This is a genomic window from Streptomyces venezuelae (genome assembly GCF_008642335.1).
Taxonomy (GTDB): domain Bacteria; phylum Actinomycetota; class Actinomycetes; order Streptomycetales; family Streptomycetaceae; genus Streptomyces; species Streptomyces venezuelae_F.
This window is the reverse complement of the sequence record NZ_CP029191.1, coordinates 3645357-3664323: the sequence shown is the minus strand read 5'-3', so window position 1 is coordinate 3664323 and position 18967 is coordinate 3645357. Positions and strand designations below refer to the sequence as shown.

Below are 18967 nucleotides of genomic sequence, written 5' to 3'. Positions count from 1 at the left end.
CGTGCGCGTACGCACGTACGCGCCCACGCATCACGACAGACAGGTAGGTCATGGCCGCTAACAACCGCCGCATGTCCGGCAAGAAGGGCGCGCAGGTCGGCAGCGGCGGCAATCGGCGCCGCGGCCTGGAGGGCAAGGGCCCGACGCCGCCCGCCGAGGCGCGCAAGGGGCACGTGAAGAACCGCATCGCCAACGCCAAGGCCAAGAAGGCCGCGGGCGGACGCCGTCCCGCCACGCTCAAGGGGCGCGGCGGCAAGGGCACCTCCGAGATGGTCGTCGGCCGCAACCCGGTCTTCGAGGCGCTGCGCGACGGCGTGCCCGCCTCCACGCTCTACGTCCAGCAGTTCATCGACAACGACGAGCGGGTCCGCGAGGCCCTGCAGCTCGCGGCCGAGCGCGGCGGCATCCACCTCATGGAGGCCCCCCGCCCGGAGCTGGACCGCATGACGAACGGCCTCAACCACCAGGGCCTCGTGCTCCAGGTCCCGCCGTACGAGTACGCGCACCCCGAGGACCTCGTCGCCGCCGCGTTCGACGAGGGCCGGGACCCGCTGATCGTCGCCCTCGACGGCGTGACGGACCCGCGCAACCTCGGCGCGGTCGTCCGCTCCGTCTGCGCGTTCGGCGGCCACGGCGTGCTCGTGCCCGAGCGGCGCGCCGCCGGTATGACGGCCGGCGCGTGGAAGACGTCCGCCGGCACCGCCGCGCGGACGCCGGTCGCCCGCGCCACGAACCTGACGCGCGCCCTGGAGCAGTACAAGAAGGCGGGCGTCGCCGTGGTCGGCCTCGCCGCCGACGGCGAGCACGAGGTCGGTGACCTGGAGGCGCTGTCCGGACCCGTCGTCATCGTCGTCGGCAGCGAGGGCAAGGGCCTCTCGCGCCTCGTCGGCGAGACGTGCGACTTCCGCGTGCGCATCCCGATGCCGGGTGGCGCGGAGTCCCTGAACGCCGGTGTCGCGGCGGGCGTCGTGCTCTACGAGGCGGCGCGGCGACGCGCCTGATTCCCCGTGGATGTCCGGGCCGCGTTGATCTTTTGACGCGGTCCGGACATTTCTCCATGGTCAAGGCAGTGTCCTAAACACACATCACTCGGTTAGATGAGTGTGGACACCAGAACACCCCGCACTCCCACTGGGGGAAGCTCGTCAGGTTTTGACGATGCTCCCGCGCTGAGCATGGTGAAGGTGCCGAGCGACCCGGCGCAGGTCATCGTCAATCACGCGAGTTTCCGCGTGCAGCTTCCCGCCGCTGGGCGCACTCAATCCCCGCGTATCTCACGGCACTTGGGCATGCCCGACGGGACGGCACGGATGCCCGCCGCCGGCGCGGCCGGTGCGGCCGCCAAACGCCGCGCGCCCGTCGTCTGGAGCGGGAAGTCCGCCCCGGACGACACGGGCGCCATCAGACTGCTGCAGGCCGTGCGCGGCGGCGGCGTGCGCCGTTCGGCCGAGGAGGCCGGTCCCTACAACAGCGCGGAGGACGCGGGCGCCACTCAGGTCATCCCCCGCGTCGGCGTCGACGACGGACCGGAGACCGTCGAGACGCCCGCCGTCATCGGCCCGCGCACCCCCGAACCCGGCACCCGGATGCTGCCGCACATGCGGCTGCCCGGCAGCGACTACGACGAGCGGTTCGAGCAGGAGTACGGCGACGACGGTTACGAAGACGCCGACGACGACGCTTACGACGAGGAGGGCGGCACCGAGCGGGCACGCAGGCACGGCTCGGACCCCGTCCGGCACGCCTACTACCCGGGCCGCCGCATGAACCTCGGCGTCGTGCTCCTCCCGATGCGCGTCTTCCTCGGGTTCATCTCCATCTACGCCGGCATGGGCAAGCTCTGCGACCCCGTCTACTTCGACGGCGGCCAGCGCGGCTCCATGGTCAAGTGGCTGAACTCGCTGCACCCCTGGGCGCTCGCCGAGCCACTGCGCGACTTCGCCCTCCAGCACCCCGTGGGCGCCGGCCTGTGCATCGCCTTCCTCCAGGTCGTCGTCGGCGTCCTGACGGTCCTCGGACTCTGGCAGCGGGTCGCCGCCTCGGTCGGTGTGCTCCTCTCGGCGGCGCTCATCGTCACCGTCAGCTGGAAGACCGTTCCCGCATACGACGCGCCCGACATCATCTACCTCGCCGCGTGGTCGCCGCTGATCATCGCGGGCGCGCCCGTCTACTCCATCGACGGACGCCTCGCCGGTGAGGCGTGGCGCACGCTCGGCCCGCGCTCCGACATCTGGGACCTGCGGCGGCGCGTGCTGCGGCGCGGCGGTCTGATCGGCGCGGTCGTCATCGGTCTGACGCTGCTCATCGGCTCGATGCTGGGCGGCGCGGTGCGGGACGCGGACCGGGTCACCGTGCCGGGCCCCGGCGAGGCCCCGCGCAACGAACTGCCGGGCTCCGCGCTTCCCCAGGACCCGGCGAAGAAGCGGCAGAAGCAGCGGTCCCAGAGCCCGTCCGCGTCGTCGAGCTCCCCGACGCGCGGCCGCGACTCCGCGAGCCCCACGCAGGGCGCTACGGCGCCGGGCACGGCCCGCGAGACCGGCACGGTCGGTTCGGGCGGCCGGCCCAGCCAGACGCAGGGCAGCAGCACGGCGGGCCAGGCGCCGCCGCAGCAGTCGACGCCGCAGCAGCAGCCGGCCGCCGGCACGACCGCGGGGCCCTCGTCCAGCGGTGGCGCGGGCGGCGGTCAGGGCGGTGCCGGTTCGTCCGGCGGCTCGTCCGGCGGTTCGGGCGGCGAGCAGCCGGGTGGTCTGCTGGGCGGTGTGCTCGGCCGCTGAGGACGCCCGTTACGTACGTACGCCGATGGGCCCCGCACACCACGTGTGCGGGGCCCATCCACGTACCCCGGAACGGGAAAGGCTCAACGGCCCTGCGCGGCGAGCTCCTTGGCGGCCTCGGTGAGGTCCTTCGCGGTGTCGATCGCGCGCCAGTAGGCGCCCTGCGGCAGCGGGAAGCCCGCGAGGCGCTTGGCGCGGGCGAGCCGCGGGAACGTGGTGCGCTCGTGGTCGCCGAGGTCCGGCAGGAGCGAGGTGAACTCGGCCGCGAAGACGTACACGCCCGCGTTGATGAGGTACGGGGACGGCGGTGCCTCGACGAAGTCCGTGATGTGGCCGAACGCGTCGGTCTCGACGGCGCCCCACGGGATGCGGGGGCGGGCCAGGGCGAGGGTCGCGGTGGCGTCGCGCTCGGCGTGGAAGGCCGCCATGTCGCGGAGCGAGAAGCGGGTCCAGATGTCGCCGTTCGTCGCGTACCAGGGCTGGTCCGTGTGCGGCAGGTGCCGGGCGGCGTACTTGAGGCCGCCGCCGCGGCCCAGGGGCTCCTTCTCGACGACCGTGGTCACGTTCAGCGGCAGGTCGGCGGAGTCCAGCCACTCCTGGAGCACCTCGGCGAGGTGGCCGCAGGAGACGACGGCGTCCGTCACGCCTTCCTCGGCGAGCCAGGCGAGTTGATGGCCGATGATCGGGGTCCCCGTGCCGGGGATCTCGACCATCGGCTTGGGCCGGTCGTCGGTGTACGGGCGGAGCCGGGAGCCCTGGCCACCGGCCAGGACGACAGCCTGCGTGGGCTTCAGCGTGGTCATGCCGGAAACCCTACGCGGCGGTACTCGGCGGTCCGCTCAGCCCTTCTGATGGGCCGCGGCCACGCCCGTGGCGAAGGAGGTGTCGCAGACGGGCCTGGCGTACGACTGGGCGCGTGTCGGGCCGTAGACCCGCACGGCGGCACGGCCGAGCGCGCGGGCCAGCGCGACACAGTGCCGGGCGAGCGACGGGTGGCGGTTCACCTCCTGCTGGAGGTGCGTGAGCGCCACGCCCGGGTTCTTCTCCTGGAGTTCCAGGAGGAGCCGGTCGCGCAGGATGTCCTGCGGGGCGCGGGACTTGGCGGGCTTGGAGAGGTTGTCGGCGGATGCGGTGAGCATCGAGTCCGAGGCGTTCCCCGACCAGTTGACGCTGGTGACCGCGAGGGTCCCGGAAAGCACCAGCATCACGGGCAGGACGAGAGCGAGCGTGCGGCCGATGCGGCGGGCGGGGCCCCGGTGGGCTCGGCGCGGCTTCTGGGTGTAGTTGGCGGAGTGCGTCACGCGAGGAGCGTAGCGCTAGGTGATGATTTGGCGACATTTAGTCACTCGGTCGAGCGACAGGGAAGAGGTTTCCGGTGGAGCGGTGTTGACGCGGCTCCGCCGAAATGACCGATGTGCCGGGGTATTTGTCGACAACGGGGTGGGGGTCGGGGCGGGCCGGACGGGCGTACGCGAAGGGCCCCGCACGCGTGGTGCGGGGCCCTGTGAGCAGTTGGGGCTGGTCCGTGGCCCCGTCCCTGTCCGGGTCGTCAGTCGCTGAGGCGCTCGCCCGTGGAGGTGGAGAACACGTGGGTCTCACCCGGACGGGGCACGACGTGCAGCTGCGCGCCCTTGTCCGGGACCTGGCGGCCGTTGACGCGGACGACGAGGTCCTTCTGCTCGCCGCCGACCTCGGCGGTGCCGTAGACGTAGCCGTCGGCGCCGAGCTCCTCGACGACGTTCACGGAGACGGCGAGGCCGGCCGGGGCGTCCTCGGTCTCCTTGGAGAGGGACTTGGCGGCGCCGCCGTTCTGCTCGACGATGTCGAAGTGCTCGGGCCGGACGCCGACGGTGACGGTGCGGTCACCACGGTCGGCGGCAGCGCTCAGCGCCTCCCGATTGACGGGCACGACACTGTTCCCGAACTTCACGCCACCGTCGGTGATCGGGACCTCGACGAGGTTCATGGCGGGGGAGCCGATGAAACCGGCGACGAAGAGGTTGGCGGGGCGGTCGTACATGTTGCGCGGCGAGTCGACCTGCTGGAGCAGCCCGTCCTTGAGCACGGCCACCCGGTCGCCCATGGTCATGGCCTCGACCTGGTCGTGCGTGACGTACACGGTGGTGATGCCGAGCCGGCGCTGCAGACTGGCGATCTGCGTACGCGTGGAGACGCGGAGCTTGGCGTCGAGGTTCGAGAGCGGCTCGTCCATGAGGAAGACCTGCGGCTCACGCACGATGGCGCGACCCATGGCGACACGCTGACGCTGACCACCGGAGAGGGCCTTCGGCTTGCGCCCGAGGTACTCGGTGAGGTCGAGGATCTTGGCGGCGTCCTCGACCTTCTGCCGGATCTCCGCCTTGTTCACGCCGGCGATCTTCAGGGCGAAGCCCATGTTGTCGGCGACGGTCATGTGCGGGTACAGCGCGTAGTTCTGGAACACCATGGCGATGTCCCGGTCCTTCGGCGGCAGGTGCGTGACGTCGCGGTCACCGATGCGGATGGCGCCGGCGTTCACGTCCTCGAGCCCCGCGAGCATGCGGAGCGAGGTGGACTTGCCGCAGCCGGAGGGACCGACGAGGACGAGGAACTCGCCGTCCTCGATCTCGATGTCGAGCCCGTCGACGGCGGGCTTCTCGCCACCCGGGTAGATCCGGGTCGCCTTGTCGAACGTAACAGTGGCCATGGTGAGGGCCCCCTTCACCGGCAGGAACGTGCCGGACGATCCGAGTAGAGGGAGTGGTGTAGTCCACCTGAGTGAACTGCTCGTGACCGTACCCCGGGGGTCAGTCGTCTGTCAGTAGTCGCGGTGCTGTGACCTTCGAGGAAATTTTCGACGGGGGTGGGGGCGGTGTTGGTTACACTGCACGGGCACGTGCGGCCTGCGCCGGGCGTGCGGTGTGCCTCCTTAGCTCAGATGGCCAGAGCAACGCACTTGTAATGCGTAGGTCGTCGGTTCGAATCCGACAGGGGGCTCTTGTGGAACCCCAGGGCAGATCGATTCTGACCTGGGGTTTTCATGTTCGGTCGGCTGCCGCACGCGTTATCTGCGCAGCTGCGGCAGTTGCCGAACGGTGTCTTACCGGCTCGCAATGGCAGGACCGGCGTCCCGGAGATTGCGAGGGGAAGAGCGGTCTGCAGGCGCTCTCCCCGAGCATCGGTGGGTTGCGTCATGCTGGTGACCTCCATCAGGTCTGTAGAGGACGGGTGGGCCTCGTAAGGCGGGCGAGTGGGAGTAGGCGCGGGACCATGACGGATTGGTACAGGGCCGGGGTGGTGGTTGCCGCCTACGGGGTGGGGGTCGTGGTCTTCATGGGGGTGAAGCACTGGATCGACGGGCTGCCGTGGTCCCGGGCGGCCCTGGAGGCCTCGCTGTGGGCGCTGGTGCCGCTGGTCGTGGGTCTCGTCACCGGTTGGGTCCAGCGAGAGCGATCGTGACCGCCGGCGGGCTCGGCCGTGGAAGTGATTGCGCCTGATCACGGCCTTGCGGGCGTTGACCGTGATGCCGCCGCGCGAACCGCCGCCGAAGATCTGGGCGGCGACCCATCCGCCGAAGATGACGGCGGCGAGGATGATGAGCCGCAGCGCCGTCTTCGAGTCTGGCTCCGACCGGGCGCTTCGGGCAGTGTGGCCCGCACTCGTACACCTCGATGGACAAGTCGTGCGCACCTAGGCGCCCTTCGGCGCGGCCGGCGGACCTTGCCCCCTGCCGGATCGGAGCGTCGCACCAGCAGCAGTGCCGGCCGAGGTACTGCCAGGCGTTCAGTGGCGGCCCGCCACCCTGTCCGCCCACTGGGCCAGGCGGGAGGAGTCCGTCGTGTGGGTGGTTTGTTCGCGGCGGTCGGCTGCGTTGTACGTGGCGTACATCGCGTGGACGCCGAGCCAGCGGAGTGGCTCCGGTTCCCAGCGGCGGACCTTGTGGTTGACCCAGGGGAGGGTGGTCAGGTCGGTGGGGCCCGCTTGGCCCGAGTCCTGTTGGATCAGGTCGCGGAGGGTGCGGGCGGCCAGGTTGGTGGTGGCTACGCCCGAGCCGACGTAGCCGCCCGCCCAGCCGAGGCCCGTGGCGCGGTCCAGGGTGACCGTGGCGCACCAGTCGCGGGGGACGCCGAGGACGCCGGACCAGGCGTGGGCGATGCCGACGCCGGCCAGTTGGGGGAAGAAGCGGGTCAGGATCTCGTGCAGGGCTGTGATCGTCGCGGGTTGGGTGCGGCCGTCGTTGTCCGTCTTGGAGGCGTAGCGGTATGGGACGCCTCGGCCGCCGAGTGCGATGCGGCCGTCGGCGGTGCGTTGGGCGTACATGTATGCGTGTGCCATGTCGCCGAGGGTTTCCTTGCCTTCCCAGCCGATGGATTTCCATTGGGTGGCAGTGAGGGGTTCTGTGGCGATCATTGAGGAGTTCATGGGGAGCCAGGTGCGGCGTTGGCCCTTCAGGGATGCCGTGAAGCCCTCCGTGCAGCGCAGGATGTAGGGGGCGCGGACCGTGCCGTATGGGGTCGTCGCGTGTTTGGGCTTGATCTCCGTGACCGGGGTCGACTCGTGGATGGTGACGCCGAGGGCCTCCACCGTCGCGGCCAGGCCCTGGACGAGTTTCACCGGGTGCAGGCGTGCGCCGTGCGGGGTCCACGTCGAGCCGACGGCGCCGGCCACGCGTACCCGCTCGGCCGTCTCGCGGGCGCCGTGCAGGGTGCGGTCCTTCTCGCCGTACGACAGTTCTGCGGCGTGGAAGGCTTTGAGGCGGGTCAACTGGGCGGGTGTGTGGGCGATTTCGAGTACGCCGCCGTGGTGGATGTCCGCGTCGATCGACTCCTCGGCGGCCACCCGGATCACTTCGGTGACGGTTTCGTTCATGGCTCGCTGGAGGCGGACCGCCGCTTCATGGCCGTGCAGTTTCGCGTAGCGGTCGCGGCCCGCGATGCCGTTGTAGAGCCAGCCGCCGTTGCGTCCGCTCGCGCCGTAGCCGCAGAACTTCTGCTCCAGGACGGTGACGCGGAGGAAGGGCGCGGCCTTCTTCAGGTAGTACGCCGTCCACAGGCCGGTGTAGCCGCCGCCGACGATGCAGACGTCCGCGGTGGCGTCGGACGTCAGGGGCTCGCGGGCGGTGGGCAGTCCGTGGTCCGCGTACCAGAACGATATGCCGCCGTTGACCGTGCCGGGCCCGTGGTGCGTGTTGTTCGCGCTGCTCATGGGCGGACGTTACTGCGCAGGTGGGGGTGGTGGGGAGGGGGGCGGTGCGCGGCGTTCGTCCCGGGCGTTTCGGTTGCTTCGGTGGTCTCGCGCGGAGGGCCGTAAGTCCCTGGGGGCGGGTCGTTCGGCCGACGGCCCTCGGGGTAGATTCCGATACTTTGAGCGGTACGTGACGAATGTGATGGAGGGCTTTTCATGGCCGTACACAAGGCCGGGCGCAAGGCAGCGCGCGTCGCCGCCGCGGTGGCGACAGCGGCGCTGATCGGGGTGGCCGCGTCCGCCTGCGGCCCCGGCGACGACGACGCCAAGGGCGGCGAGCGCGTCAGCGAGAAGCCCGCCGCGTCGGCCGGGGAGAAGTCCCCGGCCGCCGGTGCTCCGGAGGCCAAGGCCCCCGCCCCCGCCAGTGCGCAACTCGCCGACGTGCCTGCCTCCGTGAAGGGCGGCGTGATCACCGTCGGCGATCCGAAGGCCAAGCATACGGTCAAGATCTACGAGGACCCGCGCTGCCCGTTCTGCAAGAAGTTCGAGGACGGCGGGGCACAGGCGCTGGTGAAGCCGGTGGCCGACGGCAAGGTCAAGGTCGAGTACACGATCGCCTCGTTCCTCGACAAGAACCTCGGCGGCGGCGGCTCGGTGAACGCGGCGAACGCGCTGCGGGCCTCCGTGGAGGCGGGCAAGTTCCCGCAGTACCACGCCGCCGTCTTCGCCAACCAGGCCGAGGAGGAGTCGGACGACGCCTACACGCCCGCGTTCCTCCTGAAGATCGCCGACAAGGTCGACGGGCTGCGCGGCGACGCCTTCGACAAGGCGGTCACCAACGGGACGTACAAGAAGTGGGTCGGCGAGGCGATGGAGTCCTTCAGCGCCGACGGCATCACGGGCACGCCCACCGTCTTCGTCGACGGGAAGAAGGCGGACGGCGACGCGCTGTACGAGCAGGGCGCGTTCGCCAAGGAGCTGAAGGCGAAGGGGATTTCCTAGCACGCGGCCACGGCGCGGGGTCGGCGCGCGCCGGAAAATTCCCGTGCGGTGGTGCCGGTGCGTCGGTATCGTCCCGGACGTGATCGACATTCGCATTCCGGACGGCCTGGTCGAGTCGCAGCACCTGTACGCGGGAGAGCCGGGGCGTGCCTTCATCGCCGCGCTCCCCGCGCGCGTACGGGAGTTCGTGGAGCGCTGGGACCTGACCGTCGACGGCGAGCCGATGCACGGCATGGCGGCGCTCGTGCTGCCCGTCGTGCGCGCGGACGGCACGCCCGCCGCGGTCAAGTTCCAGCTCCTGGACGAGGAGACCGAGGGCGAGCCGGTCGCGCTGCGGGTGTGGGACGGCGACGGGGCGGTGAGGCTCCTCGACCACGACGCCGCCACTGGCACGATGCTGCTCGAACGCCTCGACTCCGGGCGGATGCTGTCGACGATGGCCGACACCCGCAAGGCCGTCCTCGTCCTCGCCGAACTCCTCGCCCGGCTCACCGCGACGCCCGCCCCCGAAGGCATGCGCGGGCTCGGCGACATCGCCGCCGAGATGATCGACGCCCTGCCGCAGGCGCTGAAGGCGATCGCCGACCCGGCCGAGCGGGCCCTCGTCGAGCGGTGCGGGGGCGCGGTGCGCGAGGTCATGGGGGAGCCCGGCGACCGGATGCTGCACTGGGACCTGCACTTCGAGAACGTCCTCGCCGGCGACCGCGAGCCGTGGCTCGCCATCGACCCGAAGCCGCTCGCGGGCGACCCGGGCTTCGACCTCTGGCCCGCCCTCGACAACAAGTTCGACGCGGACGACGTGCTGTGGCGGTTCGACGCGATGACGGAGGTCCTTGCCCTCGACCGTGAGCGGGCACGCGCCTGGACGCTCGGGCGGGTCCTGCAGAACGCGCTGTGGGAGGCCGAGGACGGGCGGCCGATGGTGGCCGACGACATGGAGATCGCGCGGCGGCTACTGGGCCGGTGAGGCCGGGCGCCACGGGACGCTCGGCAGGTGTCGGCGGATGTCGGAAGGTGAGACGGCGTTGACTCGGCGCGGCACGCGTGGCTTGCTGCCTCCATGATTCGTACCGCCACTCCCGCCGACGTCCCCGTCATCCACGCCCTGGTCCGTGACCTCGCCGCGTACGAGAAGGTGCCCGACGAGGCCAAGGCCACCGAGGAACAGCTGCGCGAGGCGCTCTTCGGGGAGCGCCCCGCCGCCTTCGCCCACATCGCCGAGGACGACGCGTCCGGCGACGTCGTCGGGTTCGCGCTGTGGTTCCTCAACTTCTCGACGTGGCGCGGTGTGCACGGGATCTACCTGGAGGACCTGTACGTACGTCCCGAGGCGCGCGGCGGCGGGCACGGCAAGGCGCTCCTCACCGAGCTCGCACGGATCTGTGTGGAGCGCGGTTACGAGCGCCTCGAATGGTCCGTCCTCGACTGGAACGAGCCGTCGATCAACTTCTACCGGTCGCTGGGGGCGCTGCCCCAGGACGAGTGGACCGTGTACCGGCTGACCGACGGCGCGCTGGACGCGCTCGGCCGCTCCTAGAACGGGTCTAGAACTCGTCCACCGTGTGCGGCAGCAGCGCCGTGCGCAGGGCCGCGTCCAGCACCGCTGCCGTGCCCGGTGTGTGCTCCGTGGCGAGGCCCGCGCGGATCAGGGCGTCCGTCTTCGTACCGCCCAGGTAGCAGGCCGCCAGGTCGCGCACGTCGAGGGTGAGGTCCGCGGGGTCGTCCGTCCTCTCGTACGTACACCCCTCGGGGGACGCCGTCAGGCGGTGGCGGCCCTCGTTGGCCGGGAGGCGGTCGTCGCGGACGTCGAGGACGACGTCCACCGGGGCCGCCCACGAGCGGGCCTCCAGTGCCCCGCGCACGTCGACGAGACGGACCCACAGCGCCGGGAACTCGCCGGTCACGCGCACCTGGTCGCGGTCGGCGGAGAAGAGGTGCAGCGGGTCGTCCACCGGGCGCCCCCACGCGCGGACGAGGCCTGTCAGGTCGATCGACGCGAGGTAGCGCCAGAGGGCGGCCGCGACGGCCGGCGTGTCCGCCTCCAGTTCGTCGAGGCGTACGAGACCGGGGGCGTCGTCGCGGGTCCTGGTGCGGTAGATCGCGTACCCGGCGACAGCGTCGTCAGGGGCGCCGAGGACGACCACGCGCGGCGGCGACAACTCGTCGTCCTCCTCGTCCTCCGTCACCAGCCACTCCTCGCGCCACCACGCCTCGGTGCGGGCGATGCGTCCGGCGCGGTCGGCGCGCGTGCGGTCGTAGTACTCCCCGAGCACGTCGGGCGCGTCGGACGGGTCGATCAGGCGCAGCGGCCGCTCGTCCGGCGCGATGCGCAGGGCGAGCGGGCGCCGGGAGTCGATCTCCACGGTGTGGCCGTGCGTGGCGGGGCCGAAGCCGAACCTTCCGTAGATCGCGTCCTCCGACGCCCACAGGGCCGCGATCGGGGCGCCGTCCGCCGAGGCCCGCGCGAACAGCTCCGCGAGCATGCCGGAGAGCACGCCGCGCCGCCGGTGCGTCGGGGCCACGGAGACGAACGTCAGGCAGGGGCAGGGCAGTTCGCCGCCCGGCACGGACACGGTGAAGGGGAACGCCGCGACCAGGCCGACGAGTTCGTCGCCCTCGTACGCACCGATGCGGGTGCAGCCGCGCAGCAGGTCGTGGTGGTGCTTGCGCTTCTCGTCCTCCGGGTTCTCGTGGAAGACGAGGTAGGAGAGCGAGAGCGCGCGGTCGATCCCCGCCTCGGGGATCTCGCGGAACTGGACGGATTGCATACCCATATAACGGACGGTAGTTCCCGTATGCCGTGCGGGCATCCGGATTTTTCCGGCGCGCATCCCGTCATCAGGGGATCAAGGGATCAGGACGACCTTGCCCATCGTGGCGCGGGACTCCAGGGCGCGGTGTGCGGCGGCCGCCTCCGCGAGGGGGAAGCGCTGCACGGCCGGGGTGAAGTGGCCCAGCGACGCGGAGCTCAGGGCGGCCAGCTCAAGGGTGCGGACGGGGTTGTCGCCGCCCGCCTTCCGCATCATCGCCGGGCCGAGCACGTTGAGCTGCGTGATGCCGCGCGCGGCGAGCTCCTCCTCGGTGAACGTGAGCGGCTCACCGTCGTGCGGCCCTTTTCCGGACCAGCCGAAGACGATGTGCGTGCCGCCGGGGCCCAGCAGGTCCACCGCGTGCCGGCCCGCGTCGCCGCCCACGCCGTCGAAGACGACGGTGGCCGCGCGGCCGTCGAGCCGCTCCGTGAGGTACGTGCGGACCTTCTCGGGCCACTTCGGGTCGGTGTAGTCCACGGCGAGGTCGGCGCCGTTCGCGCGGACGCGGGCCCTCTTCTCGGGGCCGCCCGCCAGGCCGATCACGGTGGCGCCGCGGTGCTTCGCGTACTTCGTGAGGAGCGTGCCGATGCCGCCCGCTGCGGCGGGGATCACGGCCACGGAGTCAGGTGTCAGTGTGGCGAACTGCAGGATGCCCATCGTCGTACGCCCCGTGCCGATCAGGGCGACCGCCTCCGCGGAGTCGAGGCCGTCCGGTACTCCGTGGAGGCGGGACGCCTCGGTGACGACGCGCTCGGCGTAGCCCCCGGGGGCGAAGCCGATGTGGGCGACGACGTGCTTGCCCAGCCAGTGGGCGGGGACGTCGTCGCCGAGTGCGTCGACGACGCCGGCGATCTCGCGGCCGGGGACGGTGGGCAGGGCGGGGAGTTCGGGGAGCGGGCCCTGGATGCCCTCGCGGATCGCGGTGTCCAGGAGGTGCACGCCGGCCGCCGCCACGGTGATCCGGACCTGGCCCTTCGCGGGTTCGGGGTCCGGTATGTCGTCGAGGACGAGGTTCTCGGCGGGGCCGAAGGCGTGGAGGCGGATGGCGCGCATGAGGGGCTCCTAAAGGGCGTGTCCGTGTGCCCGGGTGTGTCCGTGTGGCCCTCAGCCTTCAACCTGAAGTGGACTTGAGGTCAAGCGCCGACTTCGTGAGGGCCAGCGACACCGCCTCCACCGCGCTGTTGAACGACACCTCGGACAGCAACCCCGGTGCCGCGACCTGATCGCCCACTACGTAGACACCGTCCCCGCGGTCGATCGCCGGACGGTCCCTCCAGGTCGTGCCGGGGCGGTCCACCGCGCCCGTACGACCGTTGGCGACCGAGGCGCGGCGCCACGTCAGGCGCTCGCGCCAGCCCGGGAAGCCGAGGTCGAGCAGGTGCTCCGCGTGCGCCACGCCGTCGGCCTTGGTCTCGTCGGGGGAGAGGGGGATCTGCGCCTGTACGAGCTGCTCCCCGGCGGGGGCGAGCGTACGGTCCTGGGCGGTGAAACGCTCCACCCAGCCCGTCCTGTCCAGGTCGGAGACGACGAACAGGTCGCCCCTCCGGGAACGGAACGCCACGTCGACGAGTGCCGTGCGGCCGCTCTCCCAGCGCAGGGACGCGTCGCCGAGGAGCCGGTGGGCCGCGTCGAGGGAGGTCGCGACGATGACCGGACCGTCCTGGGACGCGTCGTCGAGCGTGTCCACCCGGTCGAGCGTCTCCGTGCGTACGCCCATGTTCCAGGCCAGCGCGGCCATGCGGTCGACGACCGAACCCCAGCCGCCGCGCGGGTAGTGCGCCTGCGGGGGCAGCTTGGTGGTGCGGCGCAGCCGCTCGTGCACGAAGCGGGCGGAGAGCGAGCCGGGGTCGTGGTGGAAGGTGGCGACGGCGACGTAGTGCGCGGCCGCGCGTGCGCCCTCCTCGCCGACCTCTTCCGTGGCCCAGGACATGAAGTCGCGGTCCACCGGTGCCTGTTCGGTCCTGCGGCGCAGGAGCTTGAGCATGGCGAGGGGCGGGGTGCGGCGCAGCGCGCCTCCGTGGAGCAGGCGCAGGCGGGCGCCTTCGAGGGGCGGGAGCGGGGCGAGCGGCCTGATCAGGTCGCGCTGCTTGAGCCAGGTCCACAGGGGGCCGCCGCTGTAGAGGGCGTGGGGGCCCTCGTTCGTCTTGTACGTGCCTTCGGAGGTGCGGGCGCGGCCGCCGAGGGTGTGGTGGGCCTCGCGGAGGGTGACGCGGGCGCCCGCCTCGGCGGCGCTGATGGCCGCGGTGAGGCCGGCGAGGCCGCCGCCGACGACGGTGAGCCTGAGGCTTGGCCTGGTGGGGGGCGTGGGTGTGGACGTGGGCATGGGGGTGGGCTCCCTCGGGCCGGGTGCGTGGACTTCATCTCTTGGACGTATGGGGGTGGCCGGGATGTGACATCGGGCCGTGGGCCGGGTTCTCGGGTGGTCCGCGGGCGTTGTCAGTGGTGGGGTGCACGATGGGGGAATGGTGCGGAGGACGAAACCGGTACGGGTGGTCGAGGCGGTTCGACGGGCCGAGGTGCGGCTGCCTCCGCTCCGGCCGTTCGACGGAGGGGAGCTGCGGCCCGACGGGGACTACGACGGGGTGGAGTTCAAGGAGCTCGACCTCGGCGGTCAGGACGGCGGCGGGGCCCTGTTCATGGACTGCGCGGTGACGGGGTGTGCGGTCGACGAGACGCGGCTGGTCAGGGCGCGGTTCGTGGACTCCGTGCTGACGGAGCCGCGCGGGGTGGGGACGGATCTCGCCGAGGCGTCGCTGCGGGACGTCGAGGTCGTCGACGCGCGGCTCGGGGGCGTGCAGTTGCACGGGGGTGTGCTGGAGCGGGTCGTGGTGCGCGGCGGCAAGATCGACTACGTGAACCTGCGGAAGGCGCGGCTGCGGGACGTCGTGTTCGAGGGGTGCGTGCTGGTGGAGCCGGACTTCGGGCAGGCGTCGCTGGAGCGGGTGGAGTTCCGGGACTGCGTGGTGCGGGGCGCCGACTTCACGGGGGCGCGGATGACGGACGTGGACCTGCGGGACGCGGCGGAGCTGGACATCGCGCGGGGCATCGAGCGTCTCGCCGGTGCGGTGATCAGCCCGTCCCAGCTGATGGAACTGGCCCCGGCGTTCGCGGCGCAGGTGGGGGTGCGGGTGGCAGGACCGGGGGAGTAGCGGCGGCTCCCTCGCGGGCTGCTGTCTCTACTGTCTCGCGGGCTACTGAGTGCGGGGGAAGCGCGAAAGGAGTGACCAGATCGCGGGGTTGTCCGCGAGGGAGTCGTGGAGGTCCGTCAGGTCGGCGACCAGATCGTGCAGGAAGTCGCGCGCCTCGCGGCGGAGCTCGGTGTGCGAGAAGGTCAGCGGCGCCTCGTCCGGGTCCATCCAGTCCGCCTCGATGTCCACCCAGCCGAAACGGCGGGCGAACAGCATGCGGTCCGTCGACTCCGTGAAGTCGAGCTCCGCGTACTGGGGGCGGGAGGCGCGGCTGCCCATCGGGTCCTTGTCGAGGGTCTCGACGATGTCGCACAGCGCCCACGCGAAGTCCAGCACGGGAACCCACCCCCAGGCTGTGGACAGCTCCCGGTCCGCCTTGGTGTCCGCGAGATACACGTCCCCGCAGAACAGGTCGTGACGCAGCGTGTGGACGTCCGCGCGGCTGTAGTCCAGCTGGGCGGGGTCGGGGAAGCGGCGGGAGAGGGCGTAGCCGATGTCGAGCACGGGTCGATGGTGTCATGGTCGGGGCGGGTGGGCTGGCGTCAGGGCGCTGACCTGCAGAAACGTTAGCGATCGCGCGTTCGAGTGAACGGATTGGGTTGCCCGGATCCGTGCGGCCCGTGCTGACAGTGTCGCCTTGAACGAAGGAGGTTCTGTCATGGCAGCGATGCCTCTTCCGGAGTGCGAGCCCGGTGACGGCTTCGACCTCGGGTCACTGATGAGCCTGGTCATGGACCGGGTACCTGACATGCCGGTGGAAGAAGCCTTCGTCTGGTTCGACGCGTTCTCCCCCGAAGGGTGGCGCGTGGAGTTGATCGAGGGGGAGATCCACGTGACGTCACCGGGCAGTGGAGAGCATGAGGAATACGTGTCCGAAATCAACGGGCAGGTGCGTGACCACCGCAAGGATTTGGGGCGCTACACGAGTATCGGTCTCTACGTGCCGGGCGCCTCGTCGACCGGCCAGGTCATGCCGGACCTGGTGCTGGCCCCCAAGGGCAGCTTCGCCAACGAGGACAAGTACCACGACCCCGCCGCCGTCCTCCTCGTAGCGGAAGTCACCTCCCGGTCCACCGGCGACAACGACCGTCACAAGAAGATCCTCGGTTACGCCCGCGCCGGCATCCCCGTCTACCTGCTCATCGACCGCGAGGCGGGGAACGCCGTGCTCTACACGGAGCCCGCCGGCGAGGAGTACGAGCACCAGGAGATCTTCAAGCTCTCCAAGGTCGTCCCCCTCCCGGAACCCCTCGGCTTCGAGCTCGACACCAGCGAGTTCTGAACCGCCTCAGGGCTGCGCGCAACGGCCTCACGGCAGTAGGCGTTGTTCCTTCGCCACCGCTACCGCGCCCGCCCGCGTGTCCACGCCGAGCTTGTCGTAGATGCGGCCCAGGTGGGTTTTCACCGTGGCCTCGCTGATGAAGAGGGCCCGGGCGATCTCGCGGTTGCCGAGGCCCTGGGAGAGCTGGCCGAGGATGTCGCGTTCGCGGTCGGTGAGTGTGGGCCGGGGGGCGCGCATGCGGGCCATGACGCGGGACGCGACCGGAGGAGAGAGCGCGGTGCGGCCCTGGGAGGCCGCCTGGATCGCGGAGAAGAGTTCCTCGGGGCGCTCCGCCTTGAGCAGGTAGCCCGTCGCGCCCGCCTCGATGGCGCGGGTGATGTCCGCGTCCGTGTCGTAGGTCGTCAGGACCAGGACGTGGGGGGTCGGGGGTGGCGACGACGTGATGCGGCGGGTGGCCTCCACGCCGTCGATGCCCTCGCCCAGCTGCAGGTCCATCAGGACGACGTCCGGCGTCAGCTTCGCGGCCAGCGCCACCGCCTCCTCGCCCGTGCCCGCCTCGCCGACCACCTCGATGTCCGGCGCGCTGCCGAGCAGGGCGAGCAGGCCCGCGCGTACGACGACGTGGTCGTCGCAGACCAGCAGGCGGACGGGGGCGGGGACGGTCACTGTGCCTCCAGTGGGGTCAGCGGGATCGATACGGACAGGACCGCGCCCTCGCCGGGCGCCGACTCGATGGTCAGTGTGCCGCCGAGCTGATGGGCCCGCGCGCGGATCGCGGGGAGGCCGTGTCCGCGTACACCCGCAGCGGCACCGCGAGTAACGGTCGGTGGCGTGAAGCCCTTGCCGTCGTCCGCGACGTCCAGGACCACCTGGTCGTCGAGGAACGTCAGGGTCAGCGCGGCCGTGGACGCGTCCGCGTGCTCGCGTACGTTCGCCAGCGCGCCCTGCGCGATGCGCAGCAGCGCCGAGCTGACCCGGTCGGGCAGCGGCGGCGCGGTGCCCTCCGCGTGGAAGCGGACGGTGAGCCCCGCGTCCGACTCGCGCTCCGCGAGCGCCCGCAGCGCCTGGGGGAGACCGCCGCCGTCCGCGAGGTCCGCCGGCGCCAGGTCCTGCACGAAGCGGCGGGCCTCCGCGAGACCGTGCTCGGTGATCGACTCCGCGGTGCGGACGTGCGTGCGCGCCTTCGCCGGGTCCGTGTCCCAGACGCGGTCGGCGGCCTGCAGCAGCATCTGCTGGCTGGAGAGGCCCTGCGCGAGGGTGTCGTGGATCTCCATGGACAGTCGCTGGCGCTCGGCGAGTGTGCCCTCGCGGCGCTCGGTCGCGGCCAGTTCGCGGCGCGTGCGGATCAGGTCGTCGATCAGTTCGCGCTGGCGGGCGGCCTGCCGCTGCATGTACAGGAACACGGCCGCGGCGACGGCCGCCCACGCGGGCGGCGCGAACAGCAGTATCGGGTCGAAGGCGCCCGCGAGCTTCAGCTGCGCGACGACCACGAACGCGGTCAGGACGGCCACCAGGAGGAGGGCGGCGCGCGGCGGCAGCGTACGGAGCCCGGTGTAGAAGAGCGGCACCGCGCACCACGCGAAGCTCGGCGCGAGTATGACGATGACGACCCAGACGGCCACGACCAGGCTCAGCCAGATCAGGCGGCGCGGCGCGGTGGGGCGGGCGCCGACGGTGGGGCCGAGCACGTAGAGCAGCGCGAGGGAGACCGAGAGCGCGATGATCCACGGGGTGCGGGGCTCGCCGGGGTGCCGCATCAGGAAACGCGCCAGCGACGACCCGAGGAGCAGGAAGAACGCGGTGTGCATGACGGCCGCGAGCCAGCGGGCGTCGGGGTCGGGGGCGCGGGGGTCGAGGCCCGGCGTGTGCTGTCCCATGGCGGGGCCTCCTTCTCGTACGGGCATCTCGTACGGCCTTCTCGTACGGCCATCCCGTACGGCCATCCTGAACTGGGCAAACACCCTCATTGTGGCCCACCGGGACCCCGCAGGGGTCAACCGATCGGTTGACCCTGGTGTCGGCCGAGTCGCGCGTCGCACAGAGCCGGTACGTGGAGGGGTGGGGCCCGGGTGCCGCCACAGCATTGAGGGCAGAGGCAAGAACCCCTCGAACGCCCCACGAGCCGACCACCCAGGAGCCCCCGATGCAGAAGCTCTCCCGCCGCACCCGCGTCCTCACCGTCGCCGCCACCGCCGCCGTCCTCGGCGCCGGTACCTTCGGCGCCGTCTCCGCCACCGCGGGCACCCCCGACGCCGCCTCCAAGGCCGCCGTCACCGCCGACGCCGGCAACAAGAACCTGACGCAGTCCACGCACCTCACGGTCGCCGCCGCCACCAAGGCCGCGCAGGCCACCCTCGACGCCGCGAAGAAGGAGAACCAGCGCGTCTCCGTCGCCGTCGTCGACCGCAACGGCAACACCATCGTCGAGCTGCGCGGCGACGGCGCGGGCCCGCAGTCCCCCGAGTCCGCCGTGAAGAAGGCGTACACCGCCGTGTCCTGGAACGCGCCCACCTCCGAGCTGACCAAGCGCCTGGAGCAGGCCCCGAACCTGAAGGACATCCCCGGCACCCTGTTCCTCGCGGGCGGCGCGCCGGTCACCGCCAAGGGCGCGCCCGTCGCGGGCATCGGTGTCGCGGGCGCCCCGAGCGGCGACCTGGACGAGAAGTTCGCGAAGGCGGGCGTGGCCGCTCTCAACCGCTGAGCCCCATGCAGTACAGGCTGTTCCCGGCCCCCGCGCCCGTCCGCGCG

Annotated in this window: 19 protein-coding genes, 1 tRNA gene and 1 pseudogene; 10 read left to right on the top strand and 11 right to left on the bottom strand. The window is 71.7% G+C overall.

What is annotated here, in order from left to right; genetic code table 11:
* The first annotated feature begins 50 nt into the window (after window positions 1–50).
* Both rlmB and DEJ49_RS16350 read left to right on the top strand, forming a co-directional pair.
* Window positions 51–1001 (top strand): 23S rRNA (guanosine(2251)-2'-O)-methyltransferase RlmB, encoded by a 951-nt coding sequence (rlmB, locus tag DEJ49_RS16355; protein WP_150184807.1) that lies wholly within the window; start codon window positions 51–53, stop codon window positions 999–1001.
* A 96-nt stretch (window positions 1002–1097) separates the two neighbouring features.
* A complete protein-coding gene (locus DEJ49_RS16350) occupies window positions 1098–2774 on the top strand; it encodes a DoxX family membrane protein (RefSeq protein ID WP_223832861.1) in 1677 nt (558 codons plus the stop codon).
* An 83-nt stretch (window positions 2775–2857) separates the two neighbouring features.
* Here the strand turns inward: DEJ49_RS16350 and DEJ49_RS16345 are convergent, their stop codons facing one another.
* The 3 genes from DEJ49_RS16345 to DEJ49_RS16335 form a co-directional block, all read right to left on the bottom strand.
* Entirely contained in the window at window positions 2858–3577 is a 720-nt protein-coding gene (locus DEJ49_RS16345) for an NDP-sugar synthase (RefSeq protein WP_150184806.1), read from the bottom strand.
* A 36-nt stretch (window positions 3578–3613) separates the two neighbouring features.
* Window positions 3614–4075, bottom strand: coding sequence for a hypothetical protein (locus tag DEJ49_RS16340; RefSeq protein ID WP_150184805.1), 462 nt, complete (start codon window positions 4073–4075; stop codon window positions 3614–3616).
* A gap of 248 nt (window positions 4076–4323) precedes the next feature.
* Complete coding sequence (locus tag DEJ49_RS16335; protein WP_150184804.1) at window positions 4324–5460, bottom strand: ABC transporter ATP-binding protein; 1137 nt, start codon at window positions 5458–5460, stop codon at window positions 4324–4326.
* A gap of 216 nt (window positions 5461–5676) precedes the next feature.
* Between DEJ49_RS16335 and DEJ49_RS16330 the strand changes: the two genes are divergently transcribed.
* A tRNA-Thr gene (locus DEJ49_RS16330) sits at window positions 5677–5750 on the top strand.
* A gap of 29 nt (window positions 5751–5779) precedes the next feature.
* Here DEJ49_RS16330 and DEJ49_RS36405 read toward each other — a convergent pair.
* A pseudogene (locus DEJ49_RS36405) lies at window positions 5780–5948 on the bottom strand (DNA primase); the annotation flags it as partial.
* Between the two features lie 75 nt (window positions 5949–6023).
* Here DEJ49_RS36405 and DEJ49_RS16320 point away from each other — a divergent pair.
* Window positions 6024–6212: a hypothetical protein gene (locus DEJ49_RS16320; RefSeq protein ID WP_150184803.1), complete on the top strand. Its 189-nt coding sequence runs from the start codon at window positions 6024–6026 to the stop codon at window positions 6210–6212.
* A gap of 324 nt (window positions 6213–6536) precedes the next feature.
* On the opposite strand, the gene DEJ49_RS16315 is transcribed toward DEJ49_RS16320, so the two are convergent.
* Complete coding sequence (locus DEJ49_RS16315; protein WP_150184802.1) at window positions 6537–7958, bottom strand: NAD(P)/FAD-dependent oxidoreductase; 1422 nt, start codon at window positions 7956–7958, stop codon at window positions 6537–6539.
* Window positions 7959–8153: 195 nt separating this feature from the next.
* Here DEJ49_RS16315 and DEJ49_RS16310 point away from each other — a divergent pair, with 195 nt between their 5' ends.
* The 3 genes from DEJ49_RS16310 (at window position 8154) to DEJ49_RS16300 (ending at window position 10476) form a co-directional block, all read left to right on the top strand.
* Window positions 8154–8939, top strand: a complete 786-nt coding sequence (locus tag DEJ49_RS16310; RefSeq protein WP_150184801.1) for a DsbA family protein — start codon at window positions 8154–8156, stop codon at window positions 8937–8939.
* A gap of 79 nt (window positions 8940–9018) precedes the next feature.
* The gene (locus tag DEJ49_RS16305; protein ID WP_150184800.1) at window positions 9019–9906 is read left to right on the top strand and encodes an aminoglycoside phosphotransferase family protein; all 888 of its coding nucleotides are present in this window, start codon (window positions 9019–9021) and stop codon (window positions 9904–9906) included.
* A 93-nt stretch (window positions 9907–9999) separates the two neighbouring features.
* Window positions 10000–10476, top strand: a complete 477-nt coding sequence (locus DEJ49_RS16300; protein WP_150184799.1) for a GNAT family N-acetyltransferase — start codon at window positions 10000–10002, stop codon at window positions 10474–10476.
* 7 nt (window positions 10477–10483) lie between these two features.
* On the opposite strand, the gene DEJ49_RS16295 is transcribed toward DEJ49_RS16300, so the two are convergent.
* The 3 genes from DEJ49_RS16295 to DEJ49_RS16285 all read right to left on the bottom strand — a co-directional run bounded on the left by DEJ49_RS16295 (window position 10484) and on the right by DEJ49_RS16285 (window position 14072).
* Window positions 10484–11707, bottom strand: coding sequence for a GNAT family N-acetyltransferase (locus DEJ49_RS16295; RefSeq protein WP_150188277.1), 1224 nt, complete (start codon window positions 11705–11707; stop codon window positions 10484–10486).
* Window positions 11708–11785: 78 nt separating this feature from the next.
* A complete protein-coding gene (locus DEJ49_RS16290; RefSeq protein WP_150184798.1) occupies window positions 11786–12802 on the bottom strand; it encodes a zinc-binding dehydrogenase in 1017 nt (338 codons plus the stop codon).
* Window positions 12803–12860: 58 nt separating this feature from the next.
* Entirely contained in the window at window positions 12861–14072 is a 1212-nt protein-coding gene (locus tag DEJ49_RS16285; protein ID WP_150184797.1) for an NAD(P)-binding protein, read from the bottom strand.
* 139 nt (window positions 14073–14211) lie between these two features.
* Here DEJ49_RS16285 and DEJ49_RS16280 point away from each other — a divergent pair, with 139 nt between their 5' ends.
* Complete coding sequence (locus DEJ49_RS16280) at window positions 14212–14898, top strand: pentapeptide repeat-containing protein (protein WP_150184796.1); 687 nt, start codon at window positions 14212–14214, stop codon at window positions 14896–14898.
* A gap of 42 nt (window positions 14899–14940) precedes the next feature.
* On the opposite strand, the gene DEJ49_RS16275 is transcribed toward DEJ49_RS16280, so the two are convergent.
* Window positions 14941–15441: a hypothetical protein gene (locus DEJ49_RS16275; protein WP_150184795.1), complete on the bottom strand. Its 501-nt coding sequence runs from the start codon at window positions 15439–15441 to the stop codon at window positions 14941–14943.
* A 154-nt stretch (window positions 15442–15595) separates the two neighbouring features.
* On the opposite strand from DEJ49_RS16275, the gene DEJ49_RS16270 reads away from it, so the two are divergent.
* Window positions 15596–16219, top strand: coding sequence for a Uma2 family endonuclease (locus DEJ49_RS16270; RefSeq protein ID WP_411757166.1), 624 nt, complete (start codon window positions 15596–15598; stop codon window positions 16217–16219).
* Window positions 16220–16246: 27 nt separating this feature from the next.
* On the opposite strand, the gene DEJ49_RS16265 is transcribed toward DEJ49_RS16270, so the two are convergent.
* Window positions 16247–16885, bottom strand: coding sequence for a response regulator (locus DEJ49_RS16265; RefSeq protein WP_150184794.1), 639 nt, complete (start codon window positions 16883–16885; stop codon window positions 16247–16249).
* A complete protein-coding gene (locus DEJ49_RS16260; RefSeq protein WP_223832860.1) occupies window positions 16882–18096 on the bottom strand; it encodes a sensor histidine kinase in 1215 nt (404 codons plus the stop codon). The genes DEJ49_RS16265 and DEJ49_RS16260 overlap by 4 nt, the downstream gene beginning before the upstream one ends.
* Before the next feature lie 266 nt (window positions 18097–18362).
* Here DEJ49_RS16260 and DEJ49_RS16255 point away from each other — a divergent pair, with 266 nt between their 5' ends.
* Window positions 18363–18920 carry a GlcG/HbpS family heme-binding protein gene (locus tag DEJ49_RS16255; protein WP_150184792.1) on the top strand — a complete coding sequence of 186 codons (558 nt, stop codon included), beginning with the start codon at window positions 18363–18365 and terminating at the stop codon, window positions 18918–18920.
* Window positions 18921–18967: the final 47 nt, after the last annotated feature.